Origin of the sequence: Nocardia sp. CA-128927 (assembly GCF_050955855.1) — a bacterium.
GTDB lineage: Bacteria > Actinomycetota > Actinomycetes > Mycobacteriales > Mycobacteriaceae > Nocardia.
On record NZ_CP192087.1, the window covers coordinates 5,987,934 to 6,013,400 of the forward strand.

At 65.8% G+C, this 25,467-nt stretch carries 31 protein-coding genes and 1 pseudogene; 18 read left to right on the forward strand and 14 right to left on the reverse strand.

Annotated features, from left to right (window positions below):
* Positions 1–8: 8 nt before the first annotated feature.
* Positions 9–1,214 carry an FAD-dependent oxidoreductase gene (locus ACQPW1_RS28060; RefSeq protein ID WP_433654598.1) on the reverse strand — a complete coding sequence of 402 codons (1,206 nt, stop codon included), beginning with the start codon at positions 1,212–1,214 and terminating at the stop codon, positions 9–11.
* A gap of 151 nt (positions 1,215–1,365) precedes the next feature.
* Here ACQPW1_RS28060 and ACQPW1_RS28065 point away from each other — a divergent pair, with 151 nt between their 5' ends.
* A complete protein-coding gene (locus ACQPW1_RS28065) occupies positions 1,366–1,962 on the forward strand; it encodes a TetR/AcrR family transcriptional regulator (RefSeq protein WP_433654599.1) in 597 nt (198 codons plus the stop codon).
* 179 nt (positions 1,963–2,141) lie between these two features.
* Here ACQPW1_RS28065 and ACQPW1_RS28070 read toward each other — a convergent pair whose 3' ends face one another.
* From ACQPW1_RS28070 to ACQPW1_RS28085, 4 genes and pseudogenes are all read right to left on the reverse strand, one after another.
* Positions 2,142–2,960, reverse strand: a complete 819-nt coding sequence (locus ACQPW1_RS28070) for an inositol monophosphatase family protein (RefSeq protein WP_433654600.1) — start codon at positions 2,958–2,960, stop codon at positions 2,142–2,144.
* Positions 2,961–2,983: 23 nt separating this feature from the next.
* The gene (locus tag ACQPW1_RS28075) at positions 2,984–3,886 is read right to left on the reverse strand and encodes a PhnE/PtxC family ABC transporter permease (RefSeq protein WP_433665354.1); all 903 of its coding nucleotides are present in this window, start codon (positions 3,884–3,886) and stop codon (positions 2,984–2,986) included.
* Positions 3,887–3,907: 21 nt separating this feature from the next.
* A pseudogene (locus ACQPW1_RS28080) lies at positions 3,908–4,162 on the reverse strand (PhnE/PtxC family ABC transporter permease); the annotation flags it as partial.
* Positions 4,163–4,180: 18 nt separating this feature from the next.
* The gene (locus ACQPW1_RS28085; RefSeq protein ID WP_433654601.1) at positions 4,181–4,339 is read right to left on the reverse strand and encodes a hypothetical protein; all 159 of its coding nucleotides are present in this window, start codon (positions 4,337–4,339) and stop codon (positions 4,181–4,183) included.
* 358 nt (positions 4,340–4,697) lie between these two features.
* Here ACQPW1_RS28085 and ACQPW1_RS28090 point away from each other — a divergent pair, with 358 nt between their 5' ends.
* Together ACQPW1_RS28090 and ACQPW1_RS28095 are read left to right on the forward strand one after the other, a co-directional pair.
* A complete protein-coding gene (locus ACQPW1_RS28090; RefSeq protein WP_433654602.1) occupies positions 4,698–5,537 on the forward strand; it encodes an SGNH/GDSL hydrolase family protein in 840 nt (279 codons plus the stop codon).
* Between the two features lie 78 nt (positions 5,538–5,615).
* Positions 5,616–6,581, forward strand: coding sequence for a glycoside hydrolase family 43 protein (locus ACQPW1_RS28095; protein ID WP_433654603.1), 966 nt, complete (start codon positions 5,616–5,618; stop codon positions 6,579–6,581).
* 49 nt (positions 6,582–6,630) lie between these two features.
* On the opposite strand, the gene ACQPW1_RS28100 is transcribed toward ACQPW1_RS28095, so the two are convergent.
* Positions 6,631–6,993 carry an STAS domain-containing protein gene (locus ACQPW1_RS28100; RefSeq protein ID WP_433654604.1) on the reverse strand — a complete coding sequence of 121 codons (363 nt, stop codon included), beginning with the start codon at positions 6,991–6,993 and terminating at the stop codon, positions 6,631–6,633.
* Between the two features lie 362 nt (positions 6,994–7,355).
* On the opposite strand from ACQPW1_RS28100, the gene ACQPW1_RS28105 reads away from it, so the two are divergent.
* The 3 genes from ACQPW1_RS28105 to ACQPW1_RS28115 all read left to right on the forward strand — a co-directional run bounded on the left by ACQPW1_RS28105 (position 7,356) and on the right by ACQPW1_RS28115 (position 8,969).
* Entirely contained in the window at positions 7,356–7,715 is a 360-nt protein-coding gene (locus ACQPW1_RS28105) for a MerR family transcriptional regulator (protein WP_433654605.1), read from the forward strand.
* A gap of 179 nt (positions 7,716–7,894) precedes the next feature.
* Positions 7,895–8,491, forward strand: a complete 597-nt coding sequence (locus ACQPW1_RS28110; RefSeq protein ID WP_433654606.1) for a TetR/AcrR family transcriptional regulator — start codon at positions 7,895–7,897, stop codon at positions 8,489–8,491.
* A 139-nt stretch (positions 8,492–8,630) separates the two neighbouring features.
* Positions 8,631–8,969 (forward strand): hypothetical protein, encoded by a 339-nt coding sequence (locus ACQPW1_RS28115; RefSeq protein WP_433654607.1) that lies wholly within the window; start codon positions 8,631–8,633, stop codon positions 8,967–8,969.
* 59 nt (positions 8,970–9,028) lie between these two features.
* On the opposite strand, the gene ACQPW1_RS28120 is transcribed toward ACQPW1_RS28115, so the two are convergent.
* Positions 9,029–9,670, reverse strand: a complete 642-nt coding sequence (locus ACQPW1_RS28120; RefSeq protein WP_433654608.1) for a hypothetical protein — start codon at positions 9,668–9,670, stop codon at positions 9,029–9,031.
* 112 nt (positions 9,671–9,782) lie between these two features.
* Here ACQPW1_RS28120 and ACQPW1_RS28125 point away from each other — a divergent pair, with 112 nt between their 5' ends.
* A complete protein-coding gene (locus ACQPW1_RS28125) occupies positions 9,783–10,421 on the forward strand; it encodes a hypothetical protein (RefSeq protein WP_433654609.1) in 639 nt (212 codons plus the stop codon).
* On the forward strand, positions 10,349–10,846 hold the full coding sequence (locus ACQPW1_RS28130) for a serine hydrolase (RefSeq protein WP_433654610.1): 498 nt from the start codon (positions 10,349–10,351) through the stop codon (positions 10,844–10,846). The genes ACQPW1_RS28125 and ACQPW1_RS28130 overlap by 73 nt, the downstream gene beginning before the upstream one ends.
* A gap of 9 nt (positions 10,847–10,855) precedes the next feature.
* On the opposite strand, the gene ACQPW1_RS28135 is transcribed toward ACQPW1_RS28130, so the two are convergent.
* Positions 10,856–11,542, reverse strand: a complete 687-nt coding sequence (locus ACQPW1_RS28135; RefSeq protein ID WP_433654611.1) for an LGFP repeat-containing protein — start codon at positions 11,540–11,542, stop codon at positions 10,856–10,858.
* A gap of 334 nt (positions 11,543–11,876) precedes the next feature.
* Here ACQPW1_RS28135 and ACQPW1_RS28140 point away from each other — a divergent pair, with 334 nt between their 5' ends.
* Positions 11,877–12,545: an MspA family porin gene (locus ACQPW1_RS28140; RefSeq protein WP_433654612.1), complete on the forward strand. Its 669-nt coding sequence runs from the start codon at positions 11,877–11,879 to the stop codon at positions 12,543–12,545.
* Positions 12,546–12,593: 48 nt separating this feature from the next.
* Positions 12,594–13,259 (forward strand): MspA family porin, encoded by a 666-nt coding sequence (locus ACQPW1_RS28145; protein ID WP_433654613.1) that lies wholly within the window; start codon positions 12,594–12,596, stop codon positions 13,257–13,259.
* A 130-nt stretch (positions 13,260–13,389) separates the two neighbouring features.
* On the opposite strand, the gene ACQPW1_RS28150 is transcribed toward ACQPW1_RS28145, so the two are convergent.
* Together ACQPW1_RS28150 and ACQPW1_RS28155 are read right to left on the reverse strand one after the other, a co-directional pair.
* Complete coding sequence (locus ACQPW1_RS28150) at positions 13,390–13,863, reverse strand: helix-turn-helix domain-containing protein (RefSeq protein WP_433654614.1); 474 nt, start codon at positions 13,861–13,863, stop codon at positions 13,390–13,392.
* Positions 13,856–15,310 carry an FAD-dependent monooxygenase gene (locus ACQPW1_RS28155; protein WP_433654615.1) on the reverse strand — a complete coding sequence of 485 codons (1,455 nt, stop codon included), beginning with the start codon at positions 15,308–15,310 and terminating at the stop codon, positions 13,856–13,858. The genes ACQPW1_RS28150 and ACQPW1_RS28155 overlap by 8 nt, the downstream gene beginning before the upstream one ends.
* Positions 15,311–15,425: 115 nt before the next feature.
* Here ACQPW1_RS28155 and ACQPW1_RS28160 point away from each other — a divergent pair, with 115 nt between their 5' ends.
* Positions 15,426–16,391, forward strand: coding sequence for an Lrp/AsnC family transcriptional regulator (locus tag ACQPW1_RS28160; RefSeq protein ID WP_433654616.1), 966 nt, complete (start codon positions 15,426–15,428; stop codon positions 16,389–16,391).
* 96 nt (positions 16,392–16,487) lie between these two features.
* On the forward strand, positions 16,488–16,844 hold the full coding sequence (locus tag ACQPW1_RS28165; protein ID WP_433654617.1) for an NAD(P)H-binding protein: 357 nt from the start codon (positions 16,488–16,490) through the stop codon (positions 16,842–16,844).
* Between the two features lie 151 nt (positions 16,845–16,995).
* On the opposite strand, the gene ACQPW1_RS28170 is transcribed toward ACQPW1_RS28165, so the two are convergent.
* A complete protein-coding gene (locus ACQPW1_RS28170) occupies positions 16,996–17,385 on the reverse strand; it encodes a VOC family protein (RefSeq protein ID WP_433654618.1) in 390 nt (129 codons plus the stop codon).
* Positions 17,386–17,538: 153 nt separating this feature from the next.
* Between ACQPW1_RS28170 and ACQPW1_RS28175 the strand changes: the two genes are divergently transcribed.
* The 3 genes from ACQPW1_RS28175 (at position 17,539) to ACQPW1_RS28185 (ending at position 19,965) form a co-directional block, all read left to right on the forward strand.
* Positions 17,539–18,291, forward strand: a complete 753-nt coding sequence (locus ACQPW1_RS28175) for a HEAT repeat domain-containing protein (protein WP_433654619.1) — start codon at positions 17,539–17,541, stop codon at positions 18,289–18,291.
* Positions 18,292–18,413: 122 nt separating this feature from the next.
* The gene (locus ACQPW1_RS28180) at positions 18,414–19,187 is read left to right on the forward strand and encodes a TIGR03084 family metal-binding protein (RefSeq protein ID WP_433654620.1); all 774 of its coding nucleotides are present in this window, start codon (positions 18,414–18,416) and stop codon (positions 19,185–19,187) included.
* Positions 19,188–19,329: 142 nt separating this feature from the next.
* Positions 19,330–19,965 carry an O-methyltransferase gene (locus ACQPW1_RS28185; RefSeq protein WP_433654621.1) on the forward strand — a complete coding sequence of 212 codons (636 nt, stop codon included), beginning with the start codon at positions 19,330–19,332 and terminating at the stop codon, positions 19,963–19,965.
* 10 nt (positions 19,966–19,975) lie between these two features.
* On the opposite strand, the gene ACQPW1_RS28190 is transcribed toward ACQPW1_RS28185, so the two are convergent.
* Together ACQPW1_RS28190 and ACQPW1_RS28195 are read right to left on the reverse strand one after the other, a co-directional pair.
* The gene (locus tag ACQPW1_RS28190; RefSeq protein WP_433654622.1) at positions 19,976–20,797 is read right to left on the reverse strand and encodes an LLM class flavin-dependent oxidoreductase; all 822 of its coding nucleotides are present in this window, start codon (positions 20,795–20,797) and stop codon (positions 19,976–19,978) included.
* On the reverse strand, positions 20,794–21,648 hold the full coding sequence (locus ACQPW1_RS28195) for an alpha/beta fold hydrolase (RefSeq protein ID WP_433654623.1): 855 nt from the start codon (positions 21,646–21,648) through the stop codon (positions 20,794–20,796). The genes ACQPW1_RS28190 and ACQPW1_RS28195 overlap by 4 nt, the downstream gene beginning before the upstream one ends.
* A gap of 94 nt (positions 21,649–21,742) precedes the next feature.
* On the opposite strand from ACQPW1_RS28195, the gene ACQPW1_RS28200 reads away from it, so the two are divergent.
* From ACQPW1_RS28200 to ACQPW1_RS28210, 3 genes are all read left to right on the forward strand, one after another.
* A complete protein-coding gene (locus ACQPW1_RS28200) occupies positions 21,743–22,639 on the forward strand; it encodes a LysR family transcriptional regulator (protein ID WP_433654624.1) in 897 nt (298 codons plus the stop codon).
* Positions 22,640–22,787: 148 nt separating this feature from the next.
* Positions 22,788–23,450: a TetR/AcrR family transcriptional regulator gene (locus tag ACQPW1_RS28205; protein ID WP_433654625.1), complete on the forward strand. Its 663-nt coding sequence runs from the start codon at positions 22,788–22,790 to the stop codon at positions 23,448–23,450.
* Between the two features lie 108 nt (positions 23,451–23,558).
* Positions 23,559–24,746 (forward strand): DUF2306 domain-containing protein, encoded by a 1,188-nt coding sequence (locus ACQPW1_RS28210; protein WP_433654626.1) that lies wholly within the window; start codon positions 23,559–23,561, stop codon positions 24,744–24,746.
* Between the two features lie 24 nt (positions 24,747–24,770).
* On the opposite strand, the gene ACQPW1_RS28215 is transcribed toward ACQPW1_RS28210, so the two are convergent.
* Entirely contained in the window at positions 24,771–25,421 is a 651-nt protein-coding gene (locus ACQPW1_RS28215; RefSeq protein ID WP_433654627.1) for a TetR/AcrR family transcriptional regulator, read from the reverse strand.
* Positions 25,422–25,467 lie beyond the last annotated feature (46 nt).

Sequence of the window (25,467 nt, forward strand, 5' to 3'; positions counted from 1 at the left end):
CTACGGGCTCAGGACCGATCGGCTGCGGTTTGCCTGCGTCGGTATTCGGCTGCTCTGGACTGGTAGTTCTTGTGTTCCTGTGCGTGGTCCGGGGGGAGGTGGGGTGCGTCCGGGGATGTGGTGGCGAAGAACTGGGTGAGGGCGGTGTTCGAGCTCACGGCTAGTTCTCCGGATCGTGGGAACATCGTTGTCTCGTAGCGGGTGATCGCGGCGTCGAGACTGTGCTCTTTCTTGATGGCGTGCGCGAGTTCCACGCCATCGAGTAGTGCGAGGTTCGTGCCGTGGCCGCCGAAGGGGGCCATCAGGTGGGCCGCGTCGCCGATCAGGGTGACACCGGGGACGTGGTTCCAGGTCAGCGGTGCGGGCAGGGCCCAGAAGTTGCGCAGCACGTAGTCGCTGTCGTTGTCGGTGATCAGTGGGCGCATGAGCGCGGACCATTCGCTGAATTCCCGCAACAGATACGACCGGACGGCCGCGCGATCGGTGACGTCGACGCCTGCGGTGACGTACCAGTCGAGTTCGGCGCGGAAGGCGACGTAGCCGCGGACCACACCATTGCTGTTGCGCTGCACGATCACCGCGCGGCCGTCGCTGTCGTTGGAGAACATGTGGCCGTCGCCGACGATCGCGGCGATCTCGGGGTGGCGGGTGTCCACGTCGTCGAATCGGGCGTCGAGAAAGGAGACACCGAGGTACTGCGGCACCGCGTCGGTGAGCAACCGGCGAACCACCGACCATGCGCCGTCGGCGCCGATAACGAGGTCGGCTTCGGCGCTGGCACCGTTGGCGAACTCCAGTCGGTGCGCCCCGCCTTCGATCTGGGTGACGTCAAGGAGTTTGTGCCCCCAGGCGACCGTGCCGGGGCGTAGGTGCTCATAGAGCATGGTCCGCAGTTGGGCGCGGTCGATCTCGGGTGCCGCCTCGTCGCCCTCGTCTGGAATGAACTCGGCCAGGACGGTGCCGTGCTGATCGCGGCGGCTTTTGGCCTGGCCCTCGACCCGGGCCAACGCACGGAAGGCGTCCATCAGCCCGGCGTCCTCCAACGCGATCTGGCCCGAGTCTGCGTGCAGGTCGAGCGTCCCTCCGGGGTCACGGGCGTCCACCGCGGCGTCCGCGTCGTACACCGTCGCCTGGATGTCATGTCCCTGCAGGACACGTGCGCACATCAAACCGGCGGGGCCACCGCCGACGATGGCAATACGGGGTGTGGTCATCAGAAATCCTTCCGAACTTGTTGCGGCGGTGTTGTTCTCGCCGCCGGGCTCAGGCCGGACGCCCTCGCCTCACTCAGCTTAAGTGAAACCGTTCGAAAAGTATATCCGTTCTATGTTTCGACCTGTTCTACTCATGCGTTAAGATGGGGACGTGACCGAGCCAGGACGCCGCGAGCGCAAGAAGGCCGCCAACCGCCAAGCCCTGGCGGAAGCGGCGGTGAACCTATTCCTGGAGCGCGGTTACGACGCGGTCGGCGTGCGGGAGATCGCCGAGGCCGCCGACGTCTCGGTGGCCACGCTGTTCAAGCACTTCCCCGACGGCAAAGAAGCACTGGTCTTCGACCAGGACGCCGACCGTGAGGCAGCGCTCGTCGCCGCGGTCCGCGAGCGCCCCACCGGCCAGTCCATCCCCCAGGCGCTGCGTCGGCTACTGCACGACGAGCGCTCCCGACAGGTCCACGAAGACCCTCGCTTCGCCGACTTCCGCCACCTGATCGACACCACTCCGGCGCTGCGCGAGCACTTTCGCCGCATGCACCTGCGCCACGAGAACGCCCTCGCCGCGGCGATCGCCGCCGACGCCGGACTGCCCGAGAGCGACCCCGCCGCGCAGGCGCTGGCCCATTTCGCTCTCGAAGCCATCACCCTCGTCTACGGGCGGGACGACACCGAGCCCGCACTCGACCGGATCTTCACCCTCCTCGACACCGGATGGACGGGAGTGACGAAGAAATCCACCCCCATGTGAAGGCAGAATTCGACGCGGCGGGGATACCGATGGCCAGCCCGGGCGCCCGCGTCGATCACCTCGAGCAAACCGTGTTCGCCATGCGCGCTACGGGGTCACCTACTTCACGATGATGGAATCGGACATGGAAGCCTTCGCGCCTGTGATCGAACTCCTGAAGTAGGTGCGCGACGCCTAACTCATTGCACCGCCGCAGAACTGGAAGCTCCTGAGATCAGGGCGCGTAGTTCGTCGGCGAGTTCCGGGGTAGCGGCGACGATTCCGCTCCAGCGGCGGGTGAGGTCGGTGTCGAAGGTGATCGGGCGGTCGAAGGCGTCGACCACGGCGCCGCCGGACGCGCCGACCAAGATAGTGGCGGCGGCTATGTCCATGAGCCGGTGGGTGTCGCTGCCTGCGTCGACGAAAGCGTCGATGGCGCCGGTCGCGACGAAGGCCGCGTCCAGGGTGCTACAGCTGAGGATGCGGATTCGAGTGGCGGCCTCGGCAACTCGGGTCCAGGCGGCCCAGTTGCGCGGGTGTGGCCGCAGCATCGATACTGCGGCGGTCCGCACCGAGCGGCAACCGCTGGTGCGAAACTCGCTGTGCTCACGCGAGGCCCACCAGCGCTCGTCGGTGTGCAACCACACGGTCATGGCCTCGGTGAACTCGCCGTCGATGGCCACCGCCGCACTGAAACAGGACAGCGGAACTCCGGCGGCGGCGTTGGCGGAGCCGTCGACGGGATCGACGACCAGGGTCACCGCCGACCCCACATCCACCCAACCCCGTTCCTCGGAAAGGACATTCACCCCGGCGGCAGTGGCCGCGGCGATGATCGCGTCCTCGACCAGCACGTCGATGAACATGGTCGGGGTGCCATCGGCGCCGTCCATTGCGACGGTCGCGAGCTCGGCGGGCGAGTGGTTCGCGAGCGCGTTCCGGTAGGCGATCACCGCGGCATCGGCCGCGGCGAGCAGGGCCGTATTCGCTTCGGAACCAACAGTATTCGAGAAGATCATGAAACCTCCGATGACAGGGCGAACTAGGACAGTGCTCGGCGGATCCACATCGCGAGGCCCTCGACAGCGAGCACCCCGGCGAAGACCATCAGGACGATCATCGTGACGACATCGAACTGCAGCACGCGTGCGGCGTTGGTCAGGTAAAAGCCGATCCCGCCCGCGCCGACCACACCGAGCAAGGTGGCCGCGCGGATATTGACGTCGAGTTGATAGAACACGTGCGCCGCCAAGGCCGGGGCACACTGACGCACGGTCGCCGCGACGAACACCTGCGGTCCGGTCGCACCGGAGGCGGCCACCGCCTGCTGCACCCGCACATCGGACTCCTCGAGCGAGTCCGCGATGAGCTTGCCGAGCAGGCCGACCGCGCCGACGGCAAGCGCCAGCGCACCCGCCGGGGCGCCGAGCCCGGTGATGACGATGAAGATGATCGCGAAGATCAGATCCGGAATGCCTCGTATGACGACGATGACGATCCGGAAGAACCGCGCGATACCGGGACTCGGCGCGACATTGCGTGCCGCGAGGACCCCGATGGGCACCGCGAGCAGCAACCCGAGAAATGTTGCGGCAAGCGCGATCTGGACCGTGACGAGCAACTGCGCGAACAGTTCGCCGCCGATACCACCCGTACTGGGCGGGACAAAGAGCTTCAGCGTCGTCCACATCGTGGAGACACCCTCGGCCATCCGCGACACATCGATGCCCGCACCCCAGATCGCCGCGACCAGGATCACCGCCGTCACACCGAAGTATCCGACGTGCCTAATGCGCCCCGCCGACCACGGCGGGCTGATCGGATACCGCGCGTCCGTCTTCGTCGCGGCAGGCCCGCCGTCGACCCATCCACCTGCGGCGTTGGTCACGCGTCGTTGCAGCCGCCCCCACCGGCCGACCCGTTTCGGCGCCGAATCACCGAGCATGGCCGCCCGCACCGCACCGGAGATCAGCTCGATCACGATGCACAGCCCGACTATCAACAGCGCCAAAGCAATTCCGCGCCGATAGTCCAAAGTCTTCATGGCCAGCGACAGTTCCATGCCGATGCCGCCGACCCCGACGTAACCGAGCAGCACCGAGGCCCGCAGGTTGATGTCGAACCGGTGCAGCGCGGTAGCGATGAACGCGGGCATCGCCTGTGGCAGAACACCACCCGTGATCTGCTGCGACCACGTCGCACCGGCCGCCCGCGTCGTTGTAGCTAGCGATGAGCGCGCTTACCACCAGGATCGCCAGTTGTGGCCTACCGTCCGCCGCCATTCTCGAAAAGCCAAGACGATCAACGCAACATCGATTACAGCAAAGGCCGTCAGCGCGAGGACAACGAAGTTGTTCTGCTGCCTGCTGCCGTTCAGGAATTCCGCTGCGAGAATCATGGTCCTCCCGAACGGTGTTGTGCCGGTGCCGATGTCCTGGACACATCGATCCAACGCTGGCTCGAGGTCCAGTGGAACCCAGTGTCCAAGCTCTCCGCGACGGTAGCCAAGGCGTTGTTCCACCCCGTGGAATTCCGGGTTCGGTCGATGACTTGTCCGGCTGTTCCAGTGACCGGCGCAGCACGGCATCGGACGAGGTCAACTGGGGAATTGGGGAACTTGGCGACAGGACCATCATCGTCTCTACTGTGACTTGGGACAGCGTTGATCGAGTGTCCCAGCCTGGCCGCCCACACGGGCCATGGCACTTCGCGCTGGATTGCACAGGAGAATTCCGATGTATAAGCGACCAGTATTTATGGCCATTCTGATAGCGCTCGTTGGGAGCACTGTTGCCGCTCCGGTTGCCTCGGCGGCCGCCACGCCCGAGTACCCGTCCTACGTTTCGCTCGGCGATTCCTTCACGGCAGGCGCGTTCCTGCCCGTGGTCGACCCTCGCTGCGTCAGGGCCGAACGCAACTACCCCAGGCTGGTCGCCACCGCGATCAAAGCCGGGTCCTTCGCCGATGCCAGCTGTGCCGGCGCGACCACCAAGGCCATGACCAACAACCAAGTGCTGACGGGCAATCCGCCGCAGTTCGATGCGTTGCGGCCGGACACCGCGCTGGTCACCCTCGGCATCGGCGGTAACGACATACCTGCCTTCGGGATCGTGTTCAACTGCGGAATGCGCGACGCAGCGGTCCCACACGGCTCCCCGTGCAAGGACTTCTACACCAAAGGCGGCACCGACACGCTTGCCGAGCAGGTCCGCGCGGTCGGCCCCAAAGTCGGTGCGGCACTTGACGGTATCCACCAACAATCACCCAGGGCCAAGGTGCTGCTCATCGGCTACCCGGTGGTGCTGCCCGAGACCGGCAACGGCTGCTGGCCGACCGTACCGATTTCCGATGGCGACGTGCCGTATCTGCGGGACAAGGTAAAACTGCTCAACCAAGTCCTCATCGAGCAGGCGAGCCGATATAACGCCACCTATGTGGACACCTACACCAGCAGCATCGGCCACGACCTGTGCCAGGCACCGGGCACGAAATGGCTCGAGGGCCCCATCCCCACCGACTTGGCCGCGCCACTGCATCCGAACGAGCTCGGCGCAAAGGACCAAGCCCGTCAGGTAGTCGCCGCGCTGGGACGTTAGCTGTCCATCCCCGCCTTCGATGTGGTGCCCTAGAGTCCAGTGCTTGTTACGAGTTCCGCGACGAGGGGCAGGCGTTCAATGATCGAGCATGCGGCGGCCGACGGTGCCGGGACGTTTCGGAATCCCTTGAATCCGGGGCCGGATCCGTTCCTGACTCATTACGAGGGGAACTATTACCTCTCCACCAGCCAGAACGACTGCTTGCGGATCTGGAAGGCCCCGTCGCTGGCGGATCTGGCTACCGCGCAACCGAATACGGTCTGGCTGGACCACGACCCCTCGCGCAATCGGGACATGTGGGCGCCGTCTTTCCGCCTGCTCGACGGGTATTGGTACTTCTACTACAGCGCGGGCGATGGCACCGCCAACGGTCATCGTCTCTATGCCTTGCGGTCGGCGGGCTCGAATCCGCTGGGCCCGTACACCTTCGCGGGCCAGCTCGGCGCGCCGGACGTATGGGCGATCGATCCGGAACTGCTGCAGCTCGGCGATCGGTACTACCTGCTCTGGAGCGGCCCGAACAACCTGCTGCACATCGCGCCGATGAGCGATCCGGTCACCGTATCGGGTCGAGCGGTGTATCTGCCGTCGGCCGGCGGATGCGACGAGGTGCGCGAGGCTCCGACGACGATCCAGCGCGACGGCACCACCTATCTGATCTACTCCACCTGCGACACCGGCAAACCGGACTATCAGCTGTGGATGCATTCGCTGCCGCCCGGCGCCGACCCGCTGGTGCCCGCCAACTGGTGCCAGCACCCGAATGCGGTGTTCACCCGCGACGACAAGGCCAGCGTGTTCGGCCCGGGTTCGAACGGAATCTTCCAGAGTCCGGATGGGCGCGAGGACTGGATCGTCTACCACGCCAAGGACACCAGCGAGTACACCTACGATGGGCGGACCACCCGGGCGCAGCCGTTCACCTGGAATGCCGACGGCACACCGGATTTCGGCCGACCGCTGTCACTGGACACCGAAATCGCGCTGCCCTCCGGCGATCCCGGCAGCGAGATCTCGGGTGTCACCGCCTCCGACCGGGCGTGAGCGCGCCGATCAACCTTCCTAGGTCGATCGGCACTCGAATGTGCGGGACTCAAGCGATGTTCGGAGTTTCGCCCGCCGTCAACGCGTCTTGCAGGGTGTCGAAGATATCGAGTATCCCGTCGAGCCCGGTCACCTCGATCGGCCGCCGCACCTGCGGCGACACGACTACTCGCAGTCCGTTCTTCGTGACGGCCTCCACCGCCAGCAGCAGCACGCTGAGCCCCGCGGAACCGAAGAACCGCACGCCCGACAGGTCGACCACGAGCAGTGCCGGCTTGGCACCCAGCGCGTCCTCGATCCCCGATTGCAGCTGTGGCGCCGAGGCCGCGTCGACCTCACCACCGATGGTGAGCACCGCTGCCGAGTCGACCCGGTCCAGATGTACCGCCAGCGCACGGGATTCGGCGCTCATCGCCGTACCCCGCTGGGTGCCGACACCGCAGTGCTCGAGTAGTCGCAAACCATGACGCAGTCCGCCCTCAGTTCCTCAATGCCCGCCCGGCCGGACCCCTGCATCGTTAGAGGCGACCGTCGCGTCGACCTACCGTATTCGATGCGATAGCAATCCGACCGCACAGGTGGTGCAGACCGCCGCACGCCGTCAACTGCCGCCATGGCAGACCTCCTCGCACAGAGTTGTTCCGGATGGTCGGGTTTGTCGGCCATGTCAGATAACCTATGTCATCTGACAGAGGTAATTTGTAGCACCCTCGACAGACGAGTACAAGCGGCTAAGATAGGAAATCTGACAGGCGCCCAGTGGCAAGGAGAGCGATGCAGCAGGAGTCCCCCCAAGGTTCACATCTGCCCGATCCCGCACAGGCGGTGTACGGCATCTCGGTGGCCGCCGATCTGGCCGGGATCGGTGTGCAAACACTGCGACTCTACGAACGCCACGGCCTACTCACTCCCGCACGCAGCGACGGCGGCACCCGCCGGTACAGCGGCGACGACATCGCCCGCCTGCAGCGCATCGCCGCATTGGCCGCGACCGGGGTGAACCTCGCGGGCATCGGCCATATCCTCGAGCTCGAGGACGCCAACACCGACCTGCATACCGACAACGATCGCCTGCGCACCGACAACGCCGCCCTGCGCGAGACCGGTCAGCGCACCAGCGAAACGTCCGGGTAGACCGCACCTTTCGAGCGCCTATCGCGGGCCCGAGCCGATGGCTCGGGCCCGTTTCCGTCTGTCACAACGGTGGCCCAGCTCTCCATTTCTGTACCTATAGGTAATAAAAACACCGTTTCCCGTTGCCTAGGTGTTGCCAGTGGCTATATTTACCGATAGGTACAGAAAGGAGGTCAGCCGTGGCAGTCAAGGGGCGCCCACGCAATTTCGATCGCGGCATCGCCCTCGAGCAGGCGATGGAGCTGTTCTGGGAGCGCGGTTACCGAGGCACGTCGCTGACGGATATCACCAGTGCTTTGGGCATCAATCGCCCCAGCATGTATGCCGCGTTCGGGAACAAGGAGGCGTTGTTCCGGGAGGCCGTCGCCTTGTACTCCGGCAAGCTTCGCGGCCCGGTCGAGAGTGCGCTGCGCGGAGAATCCAGCACACGGGACGCGATTGCCAAGACATTGCAGGCCTATGCCACCGCATTCAGTAGGCCGGGCACACCACTGGGTTGTCTGGTCGTACTTTCGGCGACCGACGGGCCGGACCACGATGACCCGCTGCGTGAATTCCTCACCGAGCTCCGCGGCTCACTGCAGGCCGGGATCCAGCTCCGCCTGCAGGCAGCAGTACGCGAAAACGAAATCCCCGAGACCGTGCACATCGCGGCACTCGCGGCCTACTTCGGCACCGTCGTCTTCGGTATGGCCATTCAGGCCCGCGACGGCGCCACCCACGACTCCTTGATCACGACCGCGGACATGGCAATGACGGTCTTCGACACGCTATGAATTGAGGTTCGATCGATGGGCGCACAGGACGATTTCGACTGGAATTGGGCAAGCGGAACCGGCGGGAAGCTCGATCGGCGGCAGCTGGGCAAACTGCTCATCGCCGCGGCAACGCTGATGCCCGGCGCATTCAGTAGTCATGCACTTCCTCACCGGTCTCAACGTATCCCGGGACAAGGTGGTCCTCGTACGCAACGGCATATCCGGACACATCACCTTCGGCGTCGAGAAAGACCTGTCGGATCTGGCGGGCATCGTTTCGGCGGGATGCGAGACCGACCTCGGTGGAACTCGCATCGAAGAGATGAATCGTCAGTGGGTGGACGGGATTGTCGCGCAACACCCTCGCCTCGATTTCAAGCGCCGCGTAATCGAAGCGGTCCGCATCGAATCAGAGAACGTGCCCGACGGCCGTACGGCGGTGATGCGTCAACTCGGATTCGAGATGGGAGTGACAAACGCGCCCTTCGCGGAGTAACGAACCACCTTCGTTTACTCGGCGAGGGGTGGGCGCGTTCGTCGCGTCACAACTGTCGATCAAGCGTGTCCGCCGCCCAGTTTCGGCTTGTGCAGTTGCGGCTGTGCGCCGAACGTGGGCCGGTCGGCGGTCACCGGTTCCGGCACGTCGGCGATGGCACCGCGATCGTCCGGCCGAACGGCCCTGGCATCGACCTCGCGGCGGGCGAAGGCGATATCGCGTGCGGTGCGCACGGACAGACGACCCAGTGAGGTCGCGGCGAAGAACAGGATCAGGGCGCCGAGACCGTAGAAGAAGGTCAGTTGCAGGACAGCGCGTTTCAGGTCGGATGCCGCGACCGGTTCACCGAGCGCACCGATGTTCAGCAGGTCCGCCAGGAACGGGCCGACGATGAACCACAGGCCCGCCGCCGCGGCCAGCCAACCGCCGAAGCCGGCGACGAGGCGGTTGCGACTCGCCAGCATCAGCCAGCCGCCGACGATCGCGGTGGCGCCGGGGAGCACCTCCAGCCAGCCGCGCGCCGAGGTCCACACCCACGCGTCATCCGGGGTGAACGCGAAATCGAAGTACGGCCCGAGGAACGGAATCAGCGCACCCCAGATTCCGAGCAAGAACACCGCGAGCCCGCCGAGGGCTCCCCGGCTACGCGGAATTCGGAGCGCCGGACCACGGTCCGAAGAAACGTTGTCATCGACGTTCATCAGAGCCTCCATTTGTCGAAGTAGCTGCTCCTACCGCCTACCCCCAGTTCACCGACATATGCACGAGCTGCATAAATAGGCCCGCTGGCCGTCGTTTCCGTAGCCTGGACGGGTGGGAGCTGTCGGCCGCGAGCCTGAGGTGGCGTGGGACTTTGCGGGTCCGGCCGATGCCGGGCCGCTGGGTGCCGCGATCATCGGTTACCGCGATATGGGTGGCGTCGGGTTGGATCTGCGGGTTGCCGGGACGGCGGCGATCACCGTGGTGATCGAATTGGGGGGTCGCGAGGTGATCGTCGACGACGCGGTCGGGCGGCGGAATCTCGGCGGCTTCGTGGTCGGGCTGCCCGTCGAGCCCATGCGCATCCGTAGCGAGCGGGCGGAGTGCATCGAGGTTCGCCTGTCGCCGATCCGGGCGTATTCGCTGTTGGGTGTTGCCCCAACGGATTTGGGCCGCGGCGCGGTCGATCTGGACGAGCTGTGGGGACCGCGGGCGCGGCGACTACGTGAGCAGCTCGCGGCCGCCCGCACCTGGGACGAGCGTTTCGCGTTGACGAAATCGTTTCTGGCACAGTGCGACCGGCCGATGCGGACGCCCGATCCGGAGGTGCTGGCCGGTTGGCATCACATACTCGCCTCCCATGGTCAGGTGAAGATCGGTGCGCTCGCCGATTCCGTCGGATGGAGCCACAAACGGCTGCGCCGTACATCACCGGACCGCACTCGATGCACTATGAGGCTTGGTTCGGCATGATCGACCCACCGCGCGACTACAGCGTCTACGACATGTCCTGGGTGGGGCCTGCGGCCTCGCTGATATCGACTGTCGCGGACCTGAATCGCTTCTACAGCCTGCTGTTGGCGGGCGAGATCATCAGCGAATCGTCGCTGGCGGAGATGCAACGCACCGTCCCGGTCATCTCCTTCGAGGGAAAGACCATCGAGTACGGTCTGGGCCTGCACAAGCTGACGGTGCCCGGCCACGGCATCTTCTGGGGTCATGACGGCTCCGCCTGGGGCAGCGGAGCGATGTCGATGACCGGTGCCGACGGCAAACGACAGATGTCGTTCGCGGTGAACCTGCAGCGATGGAACCGACTCGACTCCGCACAGAAGCCGCAGCCGCATCCCATCGACGGTGCTCTTCAGGCTTTCATCCAACTGGCGCTGTGTGGTTGAGACCTCGGGTCAGCGGGGCGGCTGCCATTCGATGCGGCCGCCCTGGAAGTCCTGGGCGCGGCCGTTGTTGTAGTCGTACTCGTCGCTGATCGGGTAGCCGTAGCGGCCGTTCTCCCAGTTCTGGTTCGCCCAGATCTCTCTGATCGCCCCGGATACCACGCGCGCGCCGGTGTCGGCGGACCAGTAGATCGAGCCGCCCTCGAAATGCTGTCCGGCTCCGTTGTTCTTGGCGCGGAACTCGTCGACGACCGGGAAGCCGAGTCGGCCGTCCTCCCAGGAGAGGGTGGCCCACTTGTCGCGGATCGCGCCCCAGGTGTTGTGTGCTCCGGTCGACTGCGACCAGTGGATGGTGCCGCCCTCGAAGTGGTTGAAACGACCCGGCTTTCGGGTCGGCAGCTCGCGGCTGGTCGGGTAGCGCAGCGCGCCGTTCTCCCAGCCGAGGTCGCCCCATTTGGCGCGGATCGCACCGCCGATCTGGTTGGCGTGTCCGTCGGAGACCAGTGGGTGCCAGTAGATCGAGCTGTTCTTCTCGAACGCCTGCCAGCGGCCGCCGCGGCCGGCATCGGACTCCGGGTTCACCGCATTGCCGAAGAAGGCGAAACCACCGGTCTCGTCGTATTCGACCCGGATTGCGCCGCCGATCGGATACGGCTGTGCGGAGGCTTGGGTGGGCGTCAGCGCGAAAGTGCTGAGCACCGCTAGGACCGTGGCGGCTCGGACTACCCGGGCGGCTCGACGTCGACCGTGCTTCGAATTTCGCAGACCGGTTGACATGACCCCTCCTTGCGCCCCCGTGGATGGAACCCACTTTACCTGCGCCCGAGCGCTTTCGACAGTGCCGAAGCGGCCCAACCGGTATCGGGTACCCAGCGCCGAAAACCGCCGATAGACGGAATGTTCCGGCCACTCGGCGGATGTCCGGTCCGCCGCCGCGTGCCTACGCTCGACCGGATCGCAACTCGGCTACCACAGCGGCGATTCGGTTCTCGCGGTGCGTAATTCGCACTTCAGCAACGTGATGAGGGTACAAATGAACAGTTTTAGCGCGGGCCACCGCGGCTGGCGAGCTGCCGGGCTCGGCGTCGTGGCAACCGTGGCGCTCGGTATGTCGGCTACCGGTGCGGCACATGCCGATACCTTCGTGCCCCTGCCGGACGGGGAACGTGTCGGGCCCGGCCTGAAGATCAGCCGGACGCAGGAGAGCGCGCTGGTCTCGCCGTCACTGGCCGCCAACGGCGCCGGACGGGTGGCCTGGCTGACCGGAGTGGTGGCCGCGGAGGTGACGGCGACGCCGCCAGGCAAAGCCGGACCCAACAACGGTCCCAAGAACGCGCCGGGTACGAACAACTCCTCCACCCACGGCGTATCTCGCCTCAGCGCAGGCTATCTCGTCGGCTGCCAGGTCAGCATCAGCGACAACGCCATCTCCGCCGGGTTGTCCGGCGGCATCAACCTCACCGGCGTGAAGGCGGGCGGCACGATCGGCCTCAAGCTCGGGCCGGGCCAGGTGAGCTTTGTGAGCGTGGAGGGCAAGGACATCCCGAAGCCGGGCACGTACTCGATCGAATACCGCGATGTCGAATTACAGATCGAGGGCTGTGCGGGTTACGCGCAGGCGCGCTCGTACGCCGTGGCCGAGATCATCGGCGACAACTATGCCAAGGTCTCCCTCTACGGGCAGCCATTCAGCCTCGGCTGAACTCCAAACCTCCACTCATACAACCGCATTCGATTCAAGGATGTCTCGATGATCAATCGCACCGCCGTGACGCGCCTGGCCACCGGCGTCGCCGCGACCGCGGCAATTGCCCTGTGCCCCACCGGTATCGCCCATGCCGACACCTTCGTCCCGTTACCCGGCGGCGAGATCAGCAAGACGCTGTCCGACGGTACCGTGTTGACCGTCCGGCTGGTCGGCGAATCCGCCACCATCAGCCCGTCGATGGGCGCTACCCCGGTCCATCGCAATGCCTGGGTCTCCGGCTCGGCGCAGGTCGAGCTGTCGGGCTCAGCTGCCGTCGGCGGCAAGATCTATCCCGGTTATGTGGTGGGCTGCCAGGTCACGATCAACGGCGGGGGCGTGAACGGCGGCATCGACGCCAAGACCGACTGGGAGGGCAAGAAGCCGGAAATCGGCGGCAAGGCCGGCGGCAACCTCTCCCTCGGACCCGGCCAAGCCAAGGCCATGTACTTACTCGACGAGGAAGAAGCCGATGACTTCGGCAACGAATCGCACAGCACCCGAAACAGATTCAAGGGCACCAGCGGCAGCGTCACCTGGGCCGACTCCACCATCGGTGTACAAGGCTGCGCAGGGTATGCCCAGGCTCGCGCCTTCGTCCGCGTGAAAGTCTCGACCGCCACCGTCAATTCGGTGGTGACCCTGTGGGGTCAGCCGTTCAGCCTCGGCTGATCCGGGTCACCGGACGGTGAATATGCCCCGGCGGGAGCCACCGCCGGGTGCGGCGGCGAGCACCCGTGTTCGCGCATCCCCTCGCGCGGGTGCTCGCCGCCACCTCCGTGCACGATCGCTTGCACACCGATCAGGAATTGCGATACACCGAAGGACGCGCTCCGGTATGCCGCAAGAAGGCGGTCGACAGTGCACCTGAGCTGGCAAACCCGCACCGTCCCGCCACCTGATCGATGGTCAGGTCGGTATGGCGCAGCAGCCGTTTCGCCTCGTCGATCCGCAGTCGCGTCAGGTACTGATATGGCGTCACCCCGGTCGCCTTCTTGAAGACGCGGACGAAGTGGAAGCTGCTCAGGTGCACTTCGGCACCGAGGTCCGCCAAGGTGATCGAATCGGCGAGCCGCTCGCGCATCATCGCGGTAGCCGCACGGATCCGCGTGTCCTCCCGCGAAGGTATGCGATCGGCCGCCGGCCGCGCATGCGGCGCGAGCACGGATAAGTAGAGCTCCGCTTCGAACTGCAGATGTGAAAGTCCCGGGAACGGCGACCCATTCGGCACTGCTGGATACCGATCGGGTGTCAACCTGCTCAGCTGTTCATCCATGAGATACACCGAACCAGTGATCCAGTGACGATTCCAACCCCGCAGTGCGGTGGTCACCGCCTGCGGTCCAGCACACGTAGCCGTCGGGACGGATGAGCATCGGCTCGGTCTCGGCCCCCTGACCAGTGCGGTCTACCCGATCCGACCAGGGGCCAACGAGTTCGGCGAGTTCGTCGGACGGGTCCAGCAGGACGCCGCGGCCGGAGCGCAGCAGTTCGTGCAACCGAGTCGCGCCGATCTTCCGGTCCGGTGCCGGGAGGCCGACGAGTGGCCGGTCGTCGCTGCCGGGCATCGGGTAGCGGATGCCCATCCCGGACAGCATGTCGTCGAGGTGGTACTGGACCTCGCGCAGTTGCGTCAGCGACGCGAACAAATCCTTGGCGGCGGCCACATCCGGGTCGCCGACGCCGTCCCGGTCCATCAGCAGGCTTTGTGCCTGGACATTGCGCAGCACGGCGGCCGCGACCGGGTGCCGTTCGCTGTGGTAGGTGTCCAGCAGGCGCGCCGGGGCCCAATTGTGCACCGCCGCACCGAGTTTCCAGCCGAGGTTGAGTGCGTCCTGGATTCCGGTGTTCATGCCTTGCGCACCGATCGGGAGATGGACGTGGGCGGCATCGCCGGCCAGGAACACGCGCCCGTGCCGGTATCGGGCGACCAGGCGGGCCGCGTTGGTGATGCGGCGGGCGTAGCGCAGTTCGAGTAGTCGTACTCGCGAGCCGAATACGCTGCGCAGTCCGTCGCGGATTTCGTCCTCGGTGATCGGGGTATCTCTGGGCACTGACCGGTCCGGTCCGCCGAGGGCGAGTCGGTGCAGTGGTCTGCCCTGCGGGTCGGTGCCCAGCGGGAAGATCTGCGCGGAATAGCCTTCCTCGCTTCGACTTTGGGCCACCGACGGGATGTCGCCGGCCAACCGCACGTCGGCAGCGACCACGGTCGTTGTTCCCGGCCGGCCGGGGAATTCGGCGCGCAGCAGTGACCGCACCGTGCTGTGACCGCCGTCAGCGGCGACAACATAGCCGGCGTCGATGGTGACGCCGTTGGCGAAGGTCGCGGTCGCGCCGCTGTCGTGCTGGGTGAGGTCGACCAGTTCGTGGTCGCGCCGGACGTGAATGCCTTGTGCGGCAAGGTGTTCCTCGAAGACCGCCTCGATCACCACCTGCGGTATGGAGCGCCACGGCAGGCGGTGCCTGCCCCGGGTCAGTTCGAGCCGGATGCCCGCGAAGTGCGCGATGCTGGTCGGGTGACTTCCCTTGGCCAGCAACGGTTCCAGCAGACCGCGCTGATCGAATGCCTCCTGGGTGCGGGACTGCACGCCACCCGCCTTGGACAACTCGCTGCGCTGTGCGAGCTTGTCGACCAGCACAGTCGGCACGCCGGCTAGCTGCAGTTCGTTGGCCAGCGTCATCCCGGTCGGGCCTGCGCCGATGATCAGCACGTCGGTATCCACGGTTTTCCCTTCATTGCCTGGCTGTCGTGTCAGAGCAACGGTGCGTCCATGGGGATGGTCGAGCCAGCGACCGGGCGCATTGTGGCGACATTCGACATTGGCTAGCGTCTGGGCGGTGGAATTCGCCTTCGACGAGCTCGATCTTCGCCTCGTGCACGCCCTGCAGATCGATGGCCGGGCCGCGTTCAGCGCCATCGCCGAGGTGCTCGGCGTATCGGATCGCACCATTGCCCGCCGCTACGCCCGGATGCGGTCGGTCGGTGCGGTGCGGGTGCTCGGCGACGTCGACCCCGCGGGGCTGGGTGCGGCGATGTGGTTTCTGCGGGTGCGCTGCGCACCCGCCGCGGCCGTCCCGGTCGCCGAGGCGCTGGCCCGGCGCACGGACACCTCCTGGGTGAGCCTGTGCTCCGGCGGCACCGAGATCACCTGCGCGGTCCGCACGGAGAGCGAAACCGACAGCGAGACACTGCTATTGGCCAAACTCCCGCGCACCTCCCGAGTGGAGGGGGTGACCGCGCACTCGGTGCTGCACGTCTTCTACGGCAGCTCGGACAACCTGATCGCCAAGCGCGGCCTGTTGACCGAGGCGGAGGCCGCGCGGCTACGCCCGTCCCCGCTGCCGAATCGGCCGGAACCGGTGCGGCTCGACAACGGCGACCGCAAACTGCTCGCCGCCCTGGCCGACGACGGGCGGACCAGCGTCGAGCAGTTGGCCGCGGTGACCGGCTGGTCGCCGACGACGGTCCGGCGGCGGATGACCGAGCTACGCGAACACCGGGTGCTGTACCTGGATATCGACATCGACTGGCGCCTGTTCGGTCTCGGCATCCGCACCCTGCTCTGGCTCTCGGTCTCCCCCGCGCATTTGCAGTTGGCGGGCGCGGCACTGGCCGAGCATCCCGAGATCGCTTTCGCCGCAGCGACAACCGGGCCGACGAACCTGTACGCGACCACGATCTGCGCTGATCAGCGGGCGCTGTACCGCTATCTGACCACCCAGGTGGCGGCCCTGCCCGGCGTTACCCACGTGGAGACCGCACCGGTGATCAGGACCGTCAAACAGGCCGCGAATTCGGCGTAGCCGACTGTTCGTCGCCGTAGCCGTCCGGAATTCTCGTGGAGGGCAGCGTGGTTGAACGCTGAGGTATGGCCCGATCAACTGAACGGAGCATCCACGATGGACGTTTTCATCATCGGCATCATCGGCATCACCGGCGGTATCGGTGGTCTGCTCGCGCAGAAACTGCGGTCGCGCGGAGACACTGTCCGCGGGCTCGTGCGCCGAGAGGACCAGCGGGCTGAGCTCGCAACGCGCGGCGTGGACGCACTGGTCGGCGATCTGGCCGGTATGACCGAGGACGAGCTGGCGGCATCGTTCGGTGCGGCCGACGTGATCGTTTTCAGCGCCGGATCCAATGGCGGCAGTCGGGAAATCACGAAGGCCATCGATGGCGATGATCCTGCGTCCCGCGTTGCTGCTCGATGGTTCGGGAACAGGCAACGTATCCCTCGGTCCCGCCGAGTTCCACGGTGAGATCACTCGCGATGATGTGGCAGGCACGCTCGCCGAACTGCTGCACGAGCCGCGCATCGGTCGGCAGATCCTCGAACTCAACACGGGCTCGGCACCGATCGACAAGGCGGTCCGAGCGAATGTTCGCTAGTGCAGAAGGATCCCCGAGAGATCACACCCACTCCGTGAGGCGGACAATGATCCCATTCGGATCCCGCATCTGAAAGTATCGCTCGCCGGTGCTCGCTTCCCATTTCGAGAACCGGAGTGGCGTCACTATATCGACACCCGCTTCCTGCACCCGAGAATACTCGGTTTCGACGTCGTCGGTGACGAGCACGATGATCATCCCCTTGCTCAAAGCACCCGCTATGGATTCCGGAATGAAGTCGGGTGCACCGACGCGCAGGAATGCTATATGCAATCCTGCTTCGGCCGAGAAAACCACGGCGAGACCATCGTCGGAAATGGTATCGGTGAAACCGAGATGGCTGATCAGGAAATCCGCCGAGGCATCCGGATCAGGAACGTTGACCATTATCGCGCCGCCGAGGACGTTCACCTACCGCTTCCCCTCCTTCGGGTCAGCCTGAGGATGTTCTTGCCAGCTCTAGTTGATCTTAACCCGGTAACCCCACCCGCCTGAGTGTCCGCCGTCACCCGAGTCGCGCAGGCCCCGATAATCCGGTTGCCCGGGGTCGCTACGGTTTGTGCTGTGGCCCTGCTAGTGCACCTGACACCCGAGAAAGACGCTCGGCGAATCCGCCGTGCGGGCATCACCGCGCGCGGCTACCGGCGCGGCGTGTTCTGCATGCCGGTGCTGCCGTCGTATGTGCTGTCGAATCAATGGTTGCGTGAGTTGCGGCGCGGTGGGCAGCGGCTGATCGTCGCGGTGCATTTCCGGATACCCGACGACGAACCGGTCTTCGTCGGGCACTACTCGAGCGCTGGCACGGAAATGACTGCGGCCGAGGCTGTTTCGGTGATCATGCACGCCGAGGACGCGCGCGGGTACCAGATCGTCGTACCTCGTTCGATCGCTCCTACGGAGTTACATCGGATTCGGCAGGTCCGGCAGGTGACGGGGTGGCGGTATCACCCGGAGGCACACGGTCGTCGACCCTGCGCCTGTCCGGCGTGCCTGGGACGCGGCGAATTCAAGGCCGCCGATCTGCGCCGCCGATTCTCCATCGACTCCCCGGCGCTCACGAAACCTCAACTGCTGGAACACTTACGGAACGCGGACAACGACGATGACCTGATCGACGCGCTCTACGGCTTGGCCCGTCGGAGTCGTGGCGATGTCGACGACGTCGCGCACCTGGTCGACCACGCCAACCCAGAGGTTCGCTACGTGCTCGCGCTGGCATTGCGCAGATATCGCGGCGGCGAGGCCCGACGACTGCTGGCCAGGTTGGCTGCGGATACCGATCCCGAAGTACGTGACGCGGCGGCGACGGGCCGATAGCCATCGGCAAGTCGGCTGTCAGTTTTCAGTAATCCTGCACGTCAGAGTGCTTGCGGGCCCCAGTCGGCGCCCATAGGCTCGGCAGGCCCCGGTGCCGTCGATGCGTGTGAAGGTGCTACTAGATGTTGGATTACGGCCTCGACATGTCCGATGTGGTGCGCGATATCGCGCTGCCCGACCTGGTGGCCGAAGGATATGAGCTCGACGCCCTGGTATCAGCGCAACCCGACTGGTCCACGGACACGCCTGCCGTGGGGTGGACGATCGCGCACCAGATCGCTCATCTCGCGTCGACCGACGCGAACCTGCTCATCGCCCTCGGGACCCCGGCGGATTTCGACGCCGTACTGAAGCACGCGGCGGCCGAAGGCCCCGGACACCGCGATCTCGACGCCGCCGCGGGAGCCGCCCAACCCCGATCGGAACTCCTGGCACAATGGCGCGCCGGTCGCATCGAGGTGGCGGCGGCACTCAGCGACATCCCGTTCGACCATGCGTTTCCTTGGTACGACTCGCAGCTGACCCCGGCGCTGATGGTGCCGCTTCGACTGATGGAAACGTGGGCACACGGGCAGGACATCTTCGATGCGGTGGGGGTCGCTCACCGTCCGACGAGTCGGCTCCGGCATGTGGCCTCGTTGGGCGTGAAGGGACGAGAGCTGTCGTTCTATACCGCCCAATTGCCTACTCCCACAGAGCCATTCCTGGTCGAGTTGACAGGTCCCGACGGCGAAACCTGGGCATGGGGCCCGGCAGATGCCGCGCAGCGGGTTCAGGGCAGTGCCGTCGACTTCTGCCTTCGCGTCACCCAACGCAGGTCCCTGGCCCAGACCGACCTCACGGCGGTCGGCGAAGACGCGCAGCAGTGGCTGGAGATCGCCCGCATCTTCCTCTGACGCCGAAGCGCGAAGGCAGGTTGGCCGTTTCACGGTAATGGTCGGCCGTCTGCCGCCGATCCGCCGCATTAGCCTTACCTTACCGCTAGGCAAAGCGTGGAGGCCTCGATTTACATTGGGCCGCAACGGATTAGGAGATCCAATGACGACCGACACCCACCGCCCGCTCCGCGACCCCGCAGTCAACGCCGTCATCGACAGACTCGCTGCGGCGCAACAGTATCGGCCCGACGACCCCGCCGCCGGTCGTGAGCGCGATCCGCACGACTACAGCGAGTACGGCTACTCCATCGCCCCGGAACAGGGTGACCTGATCTACCTGTTGTGCCGCGGCATCCGCACCACTCGGATCGTCGAGTTCGCGACTTCCGTTGGCATGTCGACGCTTTACGCCGCGGCCGCCGTGCGCGACAACGGCGGTGGCACGGTGATCGGATCGGAGATCGTGCCCGCCAAGGTCGCCACCGCCCAGCGCAATCTCGCCGAGGCCGGACTCGCCGACTACGCCGAGATCCGCGAGGGCGATGCGCGCACCACACTGCGAGACCTCGGCGGTCCGGTCGACTTCGCACTGATCGACGGCTGGCTCGGCACCGAACCGTCGCTGGCCCGCGAGGTCATCGAGATCATCGCCCCGCAACTGCGCATCGGCGCCTACGTCATGAACGACAATGCCGAACCCGATTTCCTTGCCTACGTAAGCGATCCGGCCAACGGCTTCCTGTCGGTGACCTTGCCGCTGCACGGGGGCACCGAACTCTGCGTCAAGGTGGCTTAAGACCTCGTCGTCACTCGATGTCGACCGGGCCGTCGCGGAGTGCACCACGCACCTGGTCCAGCGACACCGTGTCCGGTGCAAATTCCGCCAGCCACCACGTGGCGCCCGCCTTGACGTAGGGCGCCGCATCGGCACCGGGCGGGAGGGCGATCGCGATGTCGTACGGGGTCGTCTTTCCCTGGCGCAGAACAGCAATGGTGGTGACGACCTCGGCAAGCTGGTCCGGGTGTTCGAGATTGACCGGGAAGAAGCCATCGTGTCGGGCAGCGCGGCGTATCGGTTTCGCGTTGCCGGGAAATCCCGCGGCCCATACCGGTACGCCGGGATGCTGAATCGGCCTGGGCAGGAAGGAGATTCCATCGGCGGTGTAGTGCCGACCATGATGGTGCACCGGCTCACCGCTCCACGCTGCCGTGAGGATCTCCAGCGACTCGTCGAGCATCTCACCCCGCCGCCGATCGTCGAGTTCCTCACCGGTTGCGGACAACTCGGCGCCGAACCGATCGCTGCCGAGACCGACGCCGAGGGTGAGGCGGCCGCCGCTGAGCCGGTCCAGCGTCGCGGTTTCCTTGGCGAGCTTGGCGGGTCTGCGCCGGGCAATGGGTGTGACCATGGGACCGAAGCGGAGCCGCTCGGTGGCGGTGGCGATCGCGGCCAACGTGATCCACGGGTCGGCCACCTGCCGGACCGGCGCCCGCCAGCGCAGGTGATCCCACACGAACATGCCGTGCCAGCCCGCCTCCTCCGCCTCGGCGGCCAGCCGGGCGACCACCACCGGGTCGGCGAGCTCGTCGAAGATCGGCAACCAGAGCGCCGACCGCAGCCCGGTCACGCCCGGCCGCCGGTGTGCTGGAGCAGAGCCGGGACGAACACGTCCCACACCGGCTTCGGTAGGTCGTGTCCGGCGCCTTCCAGGATCAGCAACGTCGCGCCGGGAACCGCGTCACGCAACGAATGTCCGTGTGCGAGCGGGAGAACCGGGTCGTGATCGCCGTGCGCCACCAGGGTCGGCGCCTTGATCGCGGCGAAATCGCGGGACGACCCGTCGAAACTCATCGCGTAATGGTTGCCGAGGGTGGCCGCGATGTCGCGGGTGCGGGCGACATCCCGTTCGACCAGCGCGCGGGTGGCGGTTTCGTCGAAGTAGGGCGAGCCGCCCGAGCACGCCTTTGCCGACGCCACAATGTATTCCACTACCGCGCCGGAATCGGCGGTGTCCGGTTCGGCGGGGATGGCGCTGGCGAGTTCGGGCGACGAGGGCGGGAGTCCGTCCGCGCCCGTGGAGGTGGAGACGAACGTCAGTGACTCCACGCGATCGGGGTGGTCCACGCCGAGGAGGAGCCCGACTCCGCCGGACATGGATCGGCAAACGATATGTGCGCGGTCGACATTCAGTGCGTCCAGGATGCCGAGCGCGTCCGCGGCCAGATCGGTGTACCGGTAGCCCGGCTGTCCGGGCGGGTAGTTGGTGGATCGGCCGGTGTCCCGGTTGTCGTACCGGATCACGAACCGATCGCCGCGCGAAATCTGTTCGCACAGTTCGGTTTCCCACCACAGCATCGAGGCGGTGGAACCATCGATGAAGAGGATGGCCGGGTTCGCGGGGTTGCCGAAGGTCTCGACGCACAGCTCGGCATCGTTGATCTCGAGGAGCTGCTCGCCGTTGGAGAGGTTTTCGTTCATGAGACTCACGGTAGGCCGAATACTCCATCGCTAAAAGCGATAGTTTCCGATCAAGTCAATCGCAATCCGCGATGTAACCGGCTACGGTGGGTTCATGTCCGACGTTGAACTCCGGCATCTCACCACGATGGCCGCCGTTGCCGACGAGGGCTCGTTCGGGCGGGCGGCCGCGCGGCTCGGGTACACCCAGTCGACGGTGAGTCAGCAGATCGCCGCTTTGGAAAAAGCCGTCGGCGGAGCGGTTTTCGACCGACCGGGCGGGCCGAAGCCAGTGCGGATCACTCCCCTCGGCGCGGTGGTGCTGGCCCACGGACGCGAGCTGCTGGCGAAGGCCGAGGCGATGACGGTAGCCATCGACCGGTTCAAGGCCGGGGACGGCCGGATCGATATCGGTACCTTCCAGAGCGTGTCCAACGTGATCTTGCCGCTGGTCATCCGCGGACTGCGGGCCGAGCATCCCGGCTGCGACATCAGGCTGTTCGAGGAGGAGACGGACCAGCCAGATCTCCAGGACCTCGACCTGATGTTCTTCGACAGCCGCGTCGACGGCGAGGTCGAACATCGCAAACTGTTCGACGATCCATACCTGCTGATAGCCCGTCGCGGCACCTTTCCCGACGGTCCGGTGCATCCGGCGCTGCTCGACGGCGCACCGATGGTCGCGCACCCCCCGATCTGCGACCAGGCTCGAATGGAGCAGGCACTTGCCCGCAATGGCGTTCGGCCGCAGATCGTTTGCCGCACCGCGGGCAACGAAACCGTGCTGTCGATGGTGCGGGCAGGCATGGGTTCGGCGATCCTGCCGCAACTCGCCATCCGCGGTGCCGACATCGATTCCGATCCGTCGCTGTGCGTCCATCGGCTCGAGCCCGCACCCCCGCCCCGCGAGATCTTCCTGCTGTGGCAGGCACATCGCACGCACTCGCCACTCGCGGCGCGGGCGATCGAGATCATCGCGGAAGTCGCGGACGAGATCGCTGAGCGCACTTGACCCGATCGAGTGCGCGCTCGGTCCGTAGGCCCGTTTCGCGCGCGTAATTCACGACTTGCTCGAACATGCGCCCACGCCACGAGCAACGCATGCGACATCCGCCCACGCGGATGTTGTATGGCCGGAACAGCGGTGCCACGATGGGCGGATGAGCACCGACGTGCAGATTTTCCTCACCGCCGCCGCCGCGGGTGTCGTCGCCGGGTCCGCTATCGAGCAGGATGGCGACGGCACTCGCGGGCGCGTGCTGGATGCGGCGGTAACCGAGGCGGCGGCGCAGGGTTTGCACGGGCTGACGATGGATCGGGTGAGCCGCCGCGCCGGAGTCAATCGCGCCACGGTGTATCGCTACTTCGGTGATCGGGACGGGCTACTCGAGGCGCTCGCGTTGCGAGAGGGCTGGCGCATCGCGGCGCGGATCGCCGAGGCCGCCGGATCGATCACCGATCCCTATCTCCGGTTTATCGAAGCCTGTTCTCTTGCATTGCATTTGACGCACAGTCATCCGATCGTGCAGCGCACCGCGCGGATGGAACCGCAGGCACTGATCGACGCGGGCCTGGCCGGGGATGCCGGGATGCTGCGCATCGTGGCACACATCATCGCGGCTGATCTGGCGGATGCGCAGACCCAAGGTGTCGCTCAACATGTCGATGCCGAACTCGCCGGTGAAACGGTGGCCCGGCTCCTCGCGTCATTCATCTTGCTACCCGGCGGGGCGATCAATCTCGACGACGAACCCGCCGTGCGCCGCTACATCGAGGGCACCCTCGCCCCGATGGTCCTCGGACCACGTCCTCAGCAGGGATAGCTCACGCCCACGAATCGCCGATAGCGGCGGCGAACATCGACCTGTCTATACAAATGCAACAGCGATAGGTACCTTTGTTGCATAGACGTGAGATAGAGGGAGGCGAACATGTCGAGGCTCCGCATCCAGGTGACGTTGTGGTCGATCGTGGCGATCGGCGCCCTGGCGTATGCACCGCTGGCCATCGAGTACGCGTGGAAAGACTTCGTTCCCGCCTCGCCGCGGTTGCAGAATGTGGTGGCCTCGGGGCTGGTCTCCGACGACTTCGCGCTCGGTCCCGAATCGGTCGAAGCATCGCAAGGCGCGGCTTATCACGATGCGCGGATCGCGTTGCTGGCGCACACCACCTTCGGTGCGCTGGCGATGCTGGCGTGCCTGGTGCAGTTCAGCCGCCGCATCCGTGAGCGGCACTGGCAGCTGCATCGCCGCCTGGGGAAGATCACCCTGGGGTCGGTCGCGATCAGCATGGTCGCCGGTGCGGTGCTACTCGCTCAGGCGCCACCGAATTCGGCACATCTCGGATGGCTCGCGTCCACGATCCAGCTGATCGGCTTGAACGTATTGACCAGTGGTTCAGCGATTTTGGCGTATCTGGCAATCCGTGGCGGCGATGTTCGCGCGCACCGCGCCTGGATGATGTTCATGTTCGCCATGTTGCTCAGCGCACCACTGCTGCGCCTGTCCTGGTTCGTGCTCGGCAATGTGTTCCCGTGGATGAACGAGTTGATGGCCCTGCGGTTGGGCACCGTGGTCCTGGTGCTGCTCACCCCGGCGGGTGCGATCGCGGCGCGCGCACTGTCCGACCGCCCTGCGACGCCACCCGGTACCCCGCCCACACTTGTGGTCCATCCTGGAATCTTCGGCGTCGTTGTCGTTGCGGGCGTTGCCAATACGATATTGGTGATCGACCGAATGAACGGCCTGAACACCACCAACGACACAGCGTGGACCGTCATCCGGTTCCTGCCGATCGCCGCGCTGCTGGCCTGGTTCGGCGTAGCAGCGTGGCGCACCCACCGCGCCGGTGAGTTCATTGCCGCGCAGGACTGGCAGATCTTCTTCCTTTCCATGTGCGCCGCTCCGATCGCATTGAACGTGCTCTGGTCACTCGTCGCGCCGTTCGTGGCACCGGCCGAGGCTTATCTGATCGCCGGGATGATGGGAGCCTCGGCACCGCTGTTCACCGCCTACTTGATGGTCGTGATGCGGCACGCCACCTTCTGGCAGCCCCTTGTGCAACGACTTCGTCCCGCACGCACGCCACTGCACACCCCTGATGCGCTGGTCGATATCTAGTGAATCATCCTGCACTACAAAGCATTACGTCACACTCGTTGGCGTGGTAGCGAAGCGAAGCCAAGTGTCATAGAGCCATTGCTGGTAGGCGGCAGGCTTCCAGCCGAGGGTTCGGGTCATCAGGATGTAGGTCTCGGCTTGGCTGAGCAGGCCGATGGTGGCGATGGTCCAGTCCAGGTCGATGCCGGGAGCGAGCAGTCCGTCGGCATGTAGCTGCTGCCAGATACCCGCGACGTTGGCATGGGTGGCATCGCGACCGGCCTTCGCCGCGGCGGCGATGAGCGGTTCGCTGGCTTCGGCCTGGACAGCGACCGCGATGAGCGGAGCCGCGCGTTCCATCAATCCGCGGGAACCTTCGGCGTAGGTGCGGATTCGTTCGTCGAGGGTGGGCGCGGTGGCGGCGCGGATGTGCCAGTCGCGGTGCGCGAGATCGACAGCCTCGGTGTCGCCGACGATCGCGACATCGATCGCCCGGTTGAGCAGCTCGGCCTTGGTGCCGAACCGCAGGTACACCGTGCGTGCGCCGACCCCGGCGGCCGCGGCGACATCCGCGAGGGTGGTCGCGACGTAGCCGTCAGTGAGGAACAACCGGACCGCCGCGTCCAGGATCTTCTGCTCGGTCTCGGCCTTGCGCGCCTCCCGCAGCGGAGATTGCTTCTTGACACCGTCGCCCACTCGATGCACCCTTACTGTATCGATGCAGTGATACTGCATTAAAGCA

Coding starts and splice junctions, on each gene's coding strand:
- ACQPW1_RS28180 (WP_433654620.1), top strand. CDS start 18,414: ATGTTGGATTACGGCCTCGACATGTCCGATGTGGTGCGCGATATCGCG.
- ACQPW1_RS28070 (WP_433654600.1), bottom strand. CDS start 2,960: ATGATCTTCTCGAATACTGTTGGTTCCGAAGCGAATACGGCCCTGCTC.
- ACQPW1_RS28095 (WP_433654603.1), top strand. CDS start 5,616: ATGATCGAGCATGCGGCGGCCGACGGTGCCGGGACGTTTCGGAATCCC.
- ACQPW1_RS28185 (WP_433654621.1), top strand. CDS start 19,330: ATGACGACCGACACCCACCGCCCGCTCCGCGACCCCGCAGTCAACGCC.
- ACQPW1_RS28075 (WP_433665354.1), bottom strand. CDS start 3,886: ATGCTCGGTGATTCGGCGCCGAAACGGGTCGGCCGGTGGGGGCGGCTG.
- ACQPW1_RS28145 (WP_433654613.1), top strand. CDS start 12,594: ATGATCAATCGCACCGCCGTGACGCGCCTGGCCACCGGCGTCGCCGCG.
- ACQPW1_RS28090 (WP_433654602.1), top strand. CDS start 4,698: ATGGCCATTCTGATAGCGCTCGTTGGGAGCACTGTTGCCGCTCCGGTT.
- ACQPW1_RS28195 (WP_433654623.1), bottom strand. CDS start 21,648: ATGAACGAAAACCTCTCCAACGGCGAGCAGCTCCTCGAGATCAACGAT.
- ACQPW1_RS28165 (WP_433654617.1), top strand. CDS start 16,488: ATGGACGTTTTCATCATCGGCATCATCGGCATCACCGGCGGTATCGGT.
- ACQPW1_RS28140 (WP_433654612.1), top strand. CDS start 11,877: ATGAACAGTTTTAGCGCGGGCCACCGCGGCTGGCGAGCTGCCGGGCTC.
- ACQPW1_RS28200 (WP_433654624.1), top strand. CDS start 21,743: ATGTCCGACGTTGAACTCCGGCATCTCACCACGATGGCCGCCGTTGCC.
- ACQPW1_RS28060 (WP_433654598.1), bottom strand. CDS start 1,214: ATGACCACACCCCGTATTGCCATCGTCGGCGGTGGCCCCGCCGGTTTG.
- ACQPW1_RS28105 (WP_433654605.1), top strand. CDS start 7,356: ATGCAGCAGGAGTCCCCCCAAGGTTCACATCTGCCCGATCCCGCACAG.
- ACQPW1_RS28205 (WP_433654625.1), top strand. CDS start 22,788: ATGAGCACCGACGTGCAGATTTTCCTCACCGCCGCCGCCGCGGGTGTC.
- ACQPW1_RS28100 (WP_433654604.1), bottom strand. CDS start 6,993: ATGAGCGCCGAATCCCGTGCGCTGGCGGTACATCTGGACCGGGTCGAC.
- ACQPW1_RS28085 (WP_433654601.1), bottom strand. CDS start 4,339: ATGATTCTCGCAGCGGAATTCCTGAACGGCAGCAGGCAGCAGAACAAC.
- ACQPW1_RS28210 (WP_433654626.1), top strand. CDS start 23,559: ATGTCGAGGCTCCGCATCCAGGTGACGTTGTGGTCGATCGTGGCGATC.
- ACQPW1_RS28150 (WP_433654614.1), bottom strand. CDS start 13,863: ATGGATGAACAGCTGAGCAGGTTGACACCCGATCGGTATCCAGCAGTG.
- ACQPW1_RS28120 (WP_433654608.1), bottom strand. CDS start 9,670: ATGAACGTCGATGACAACGTTTCTTCGGACCGTGGTCCGGCGCTCCGA.
- ACQPW1_RS28115 (WP_433654607.1), top strand. CDS start 8,631: ATGCACTTCCTCACCGGTCTCAACGTATCCCGGGACAAGGTGGTCCTC.
- ACQPW1_RS28130 (WP_433654610.1), top strand. CDS start 10,349: ATGGAGCCACAAACGGCTGCGCCGTACATCACCGGACCGCACTCGATG.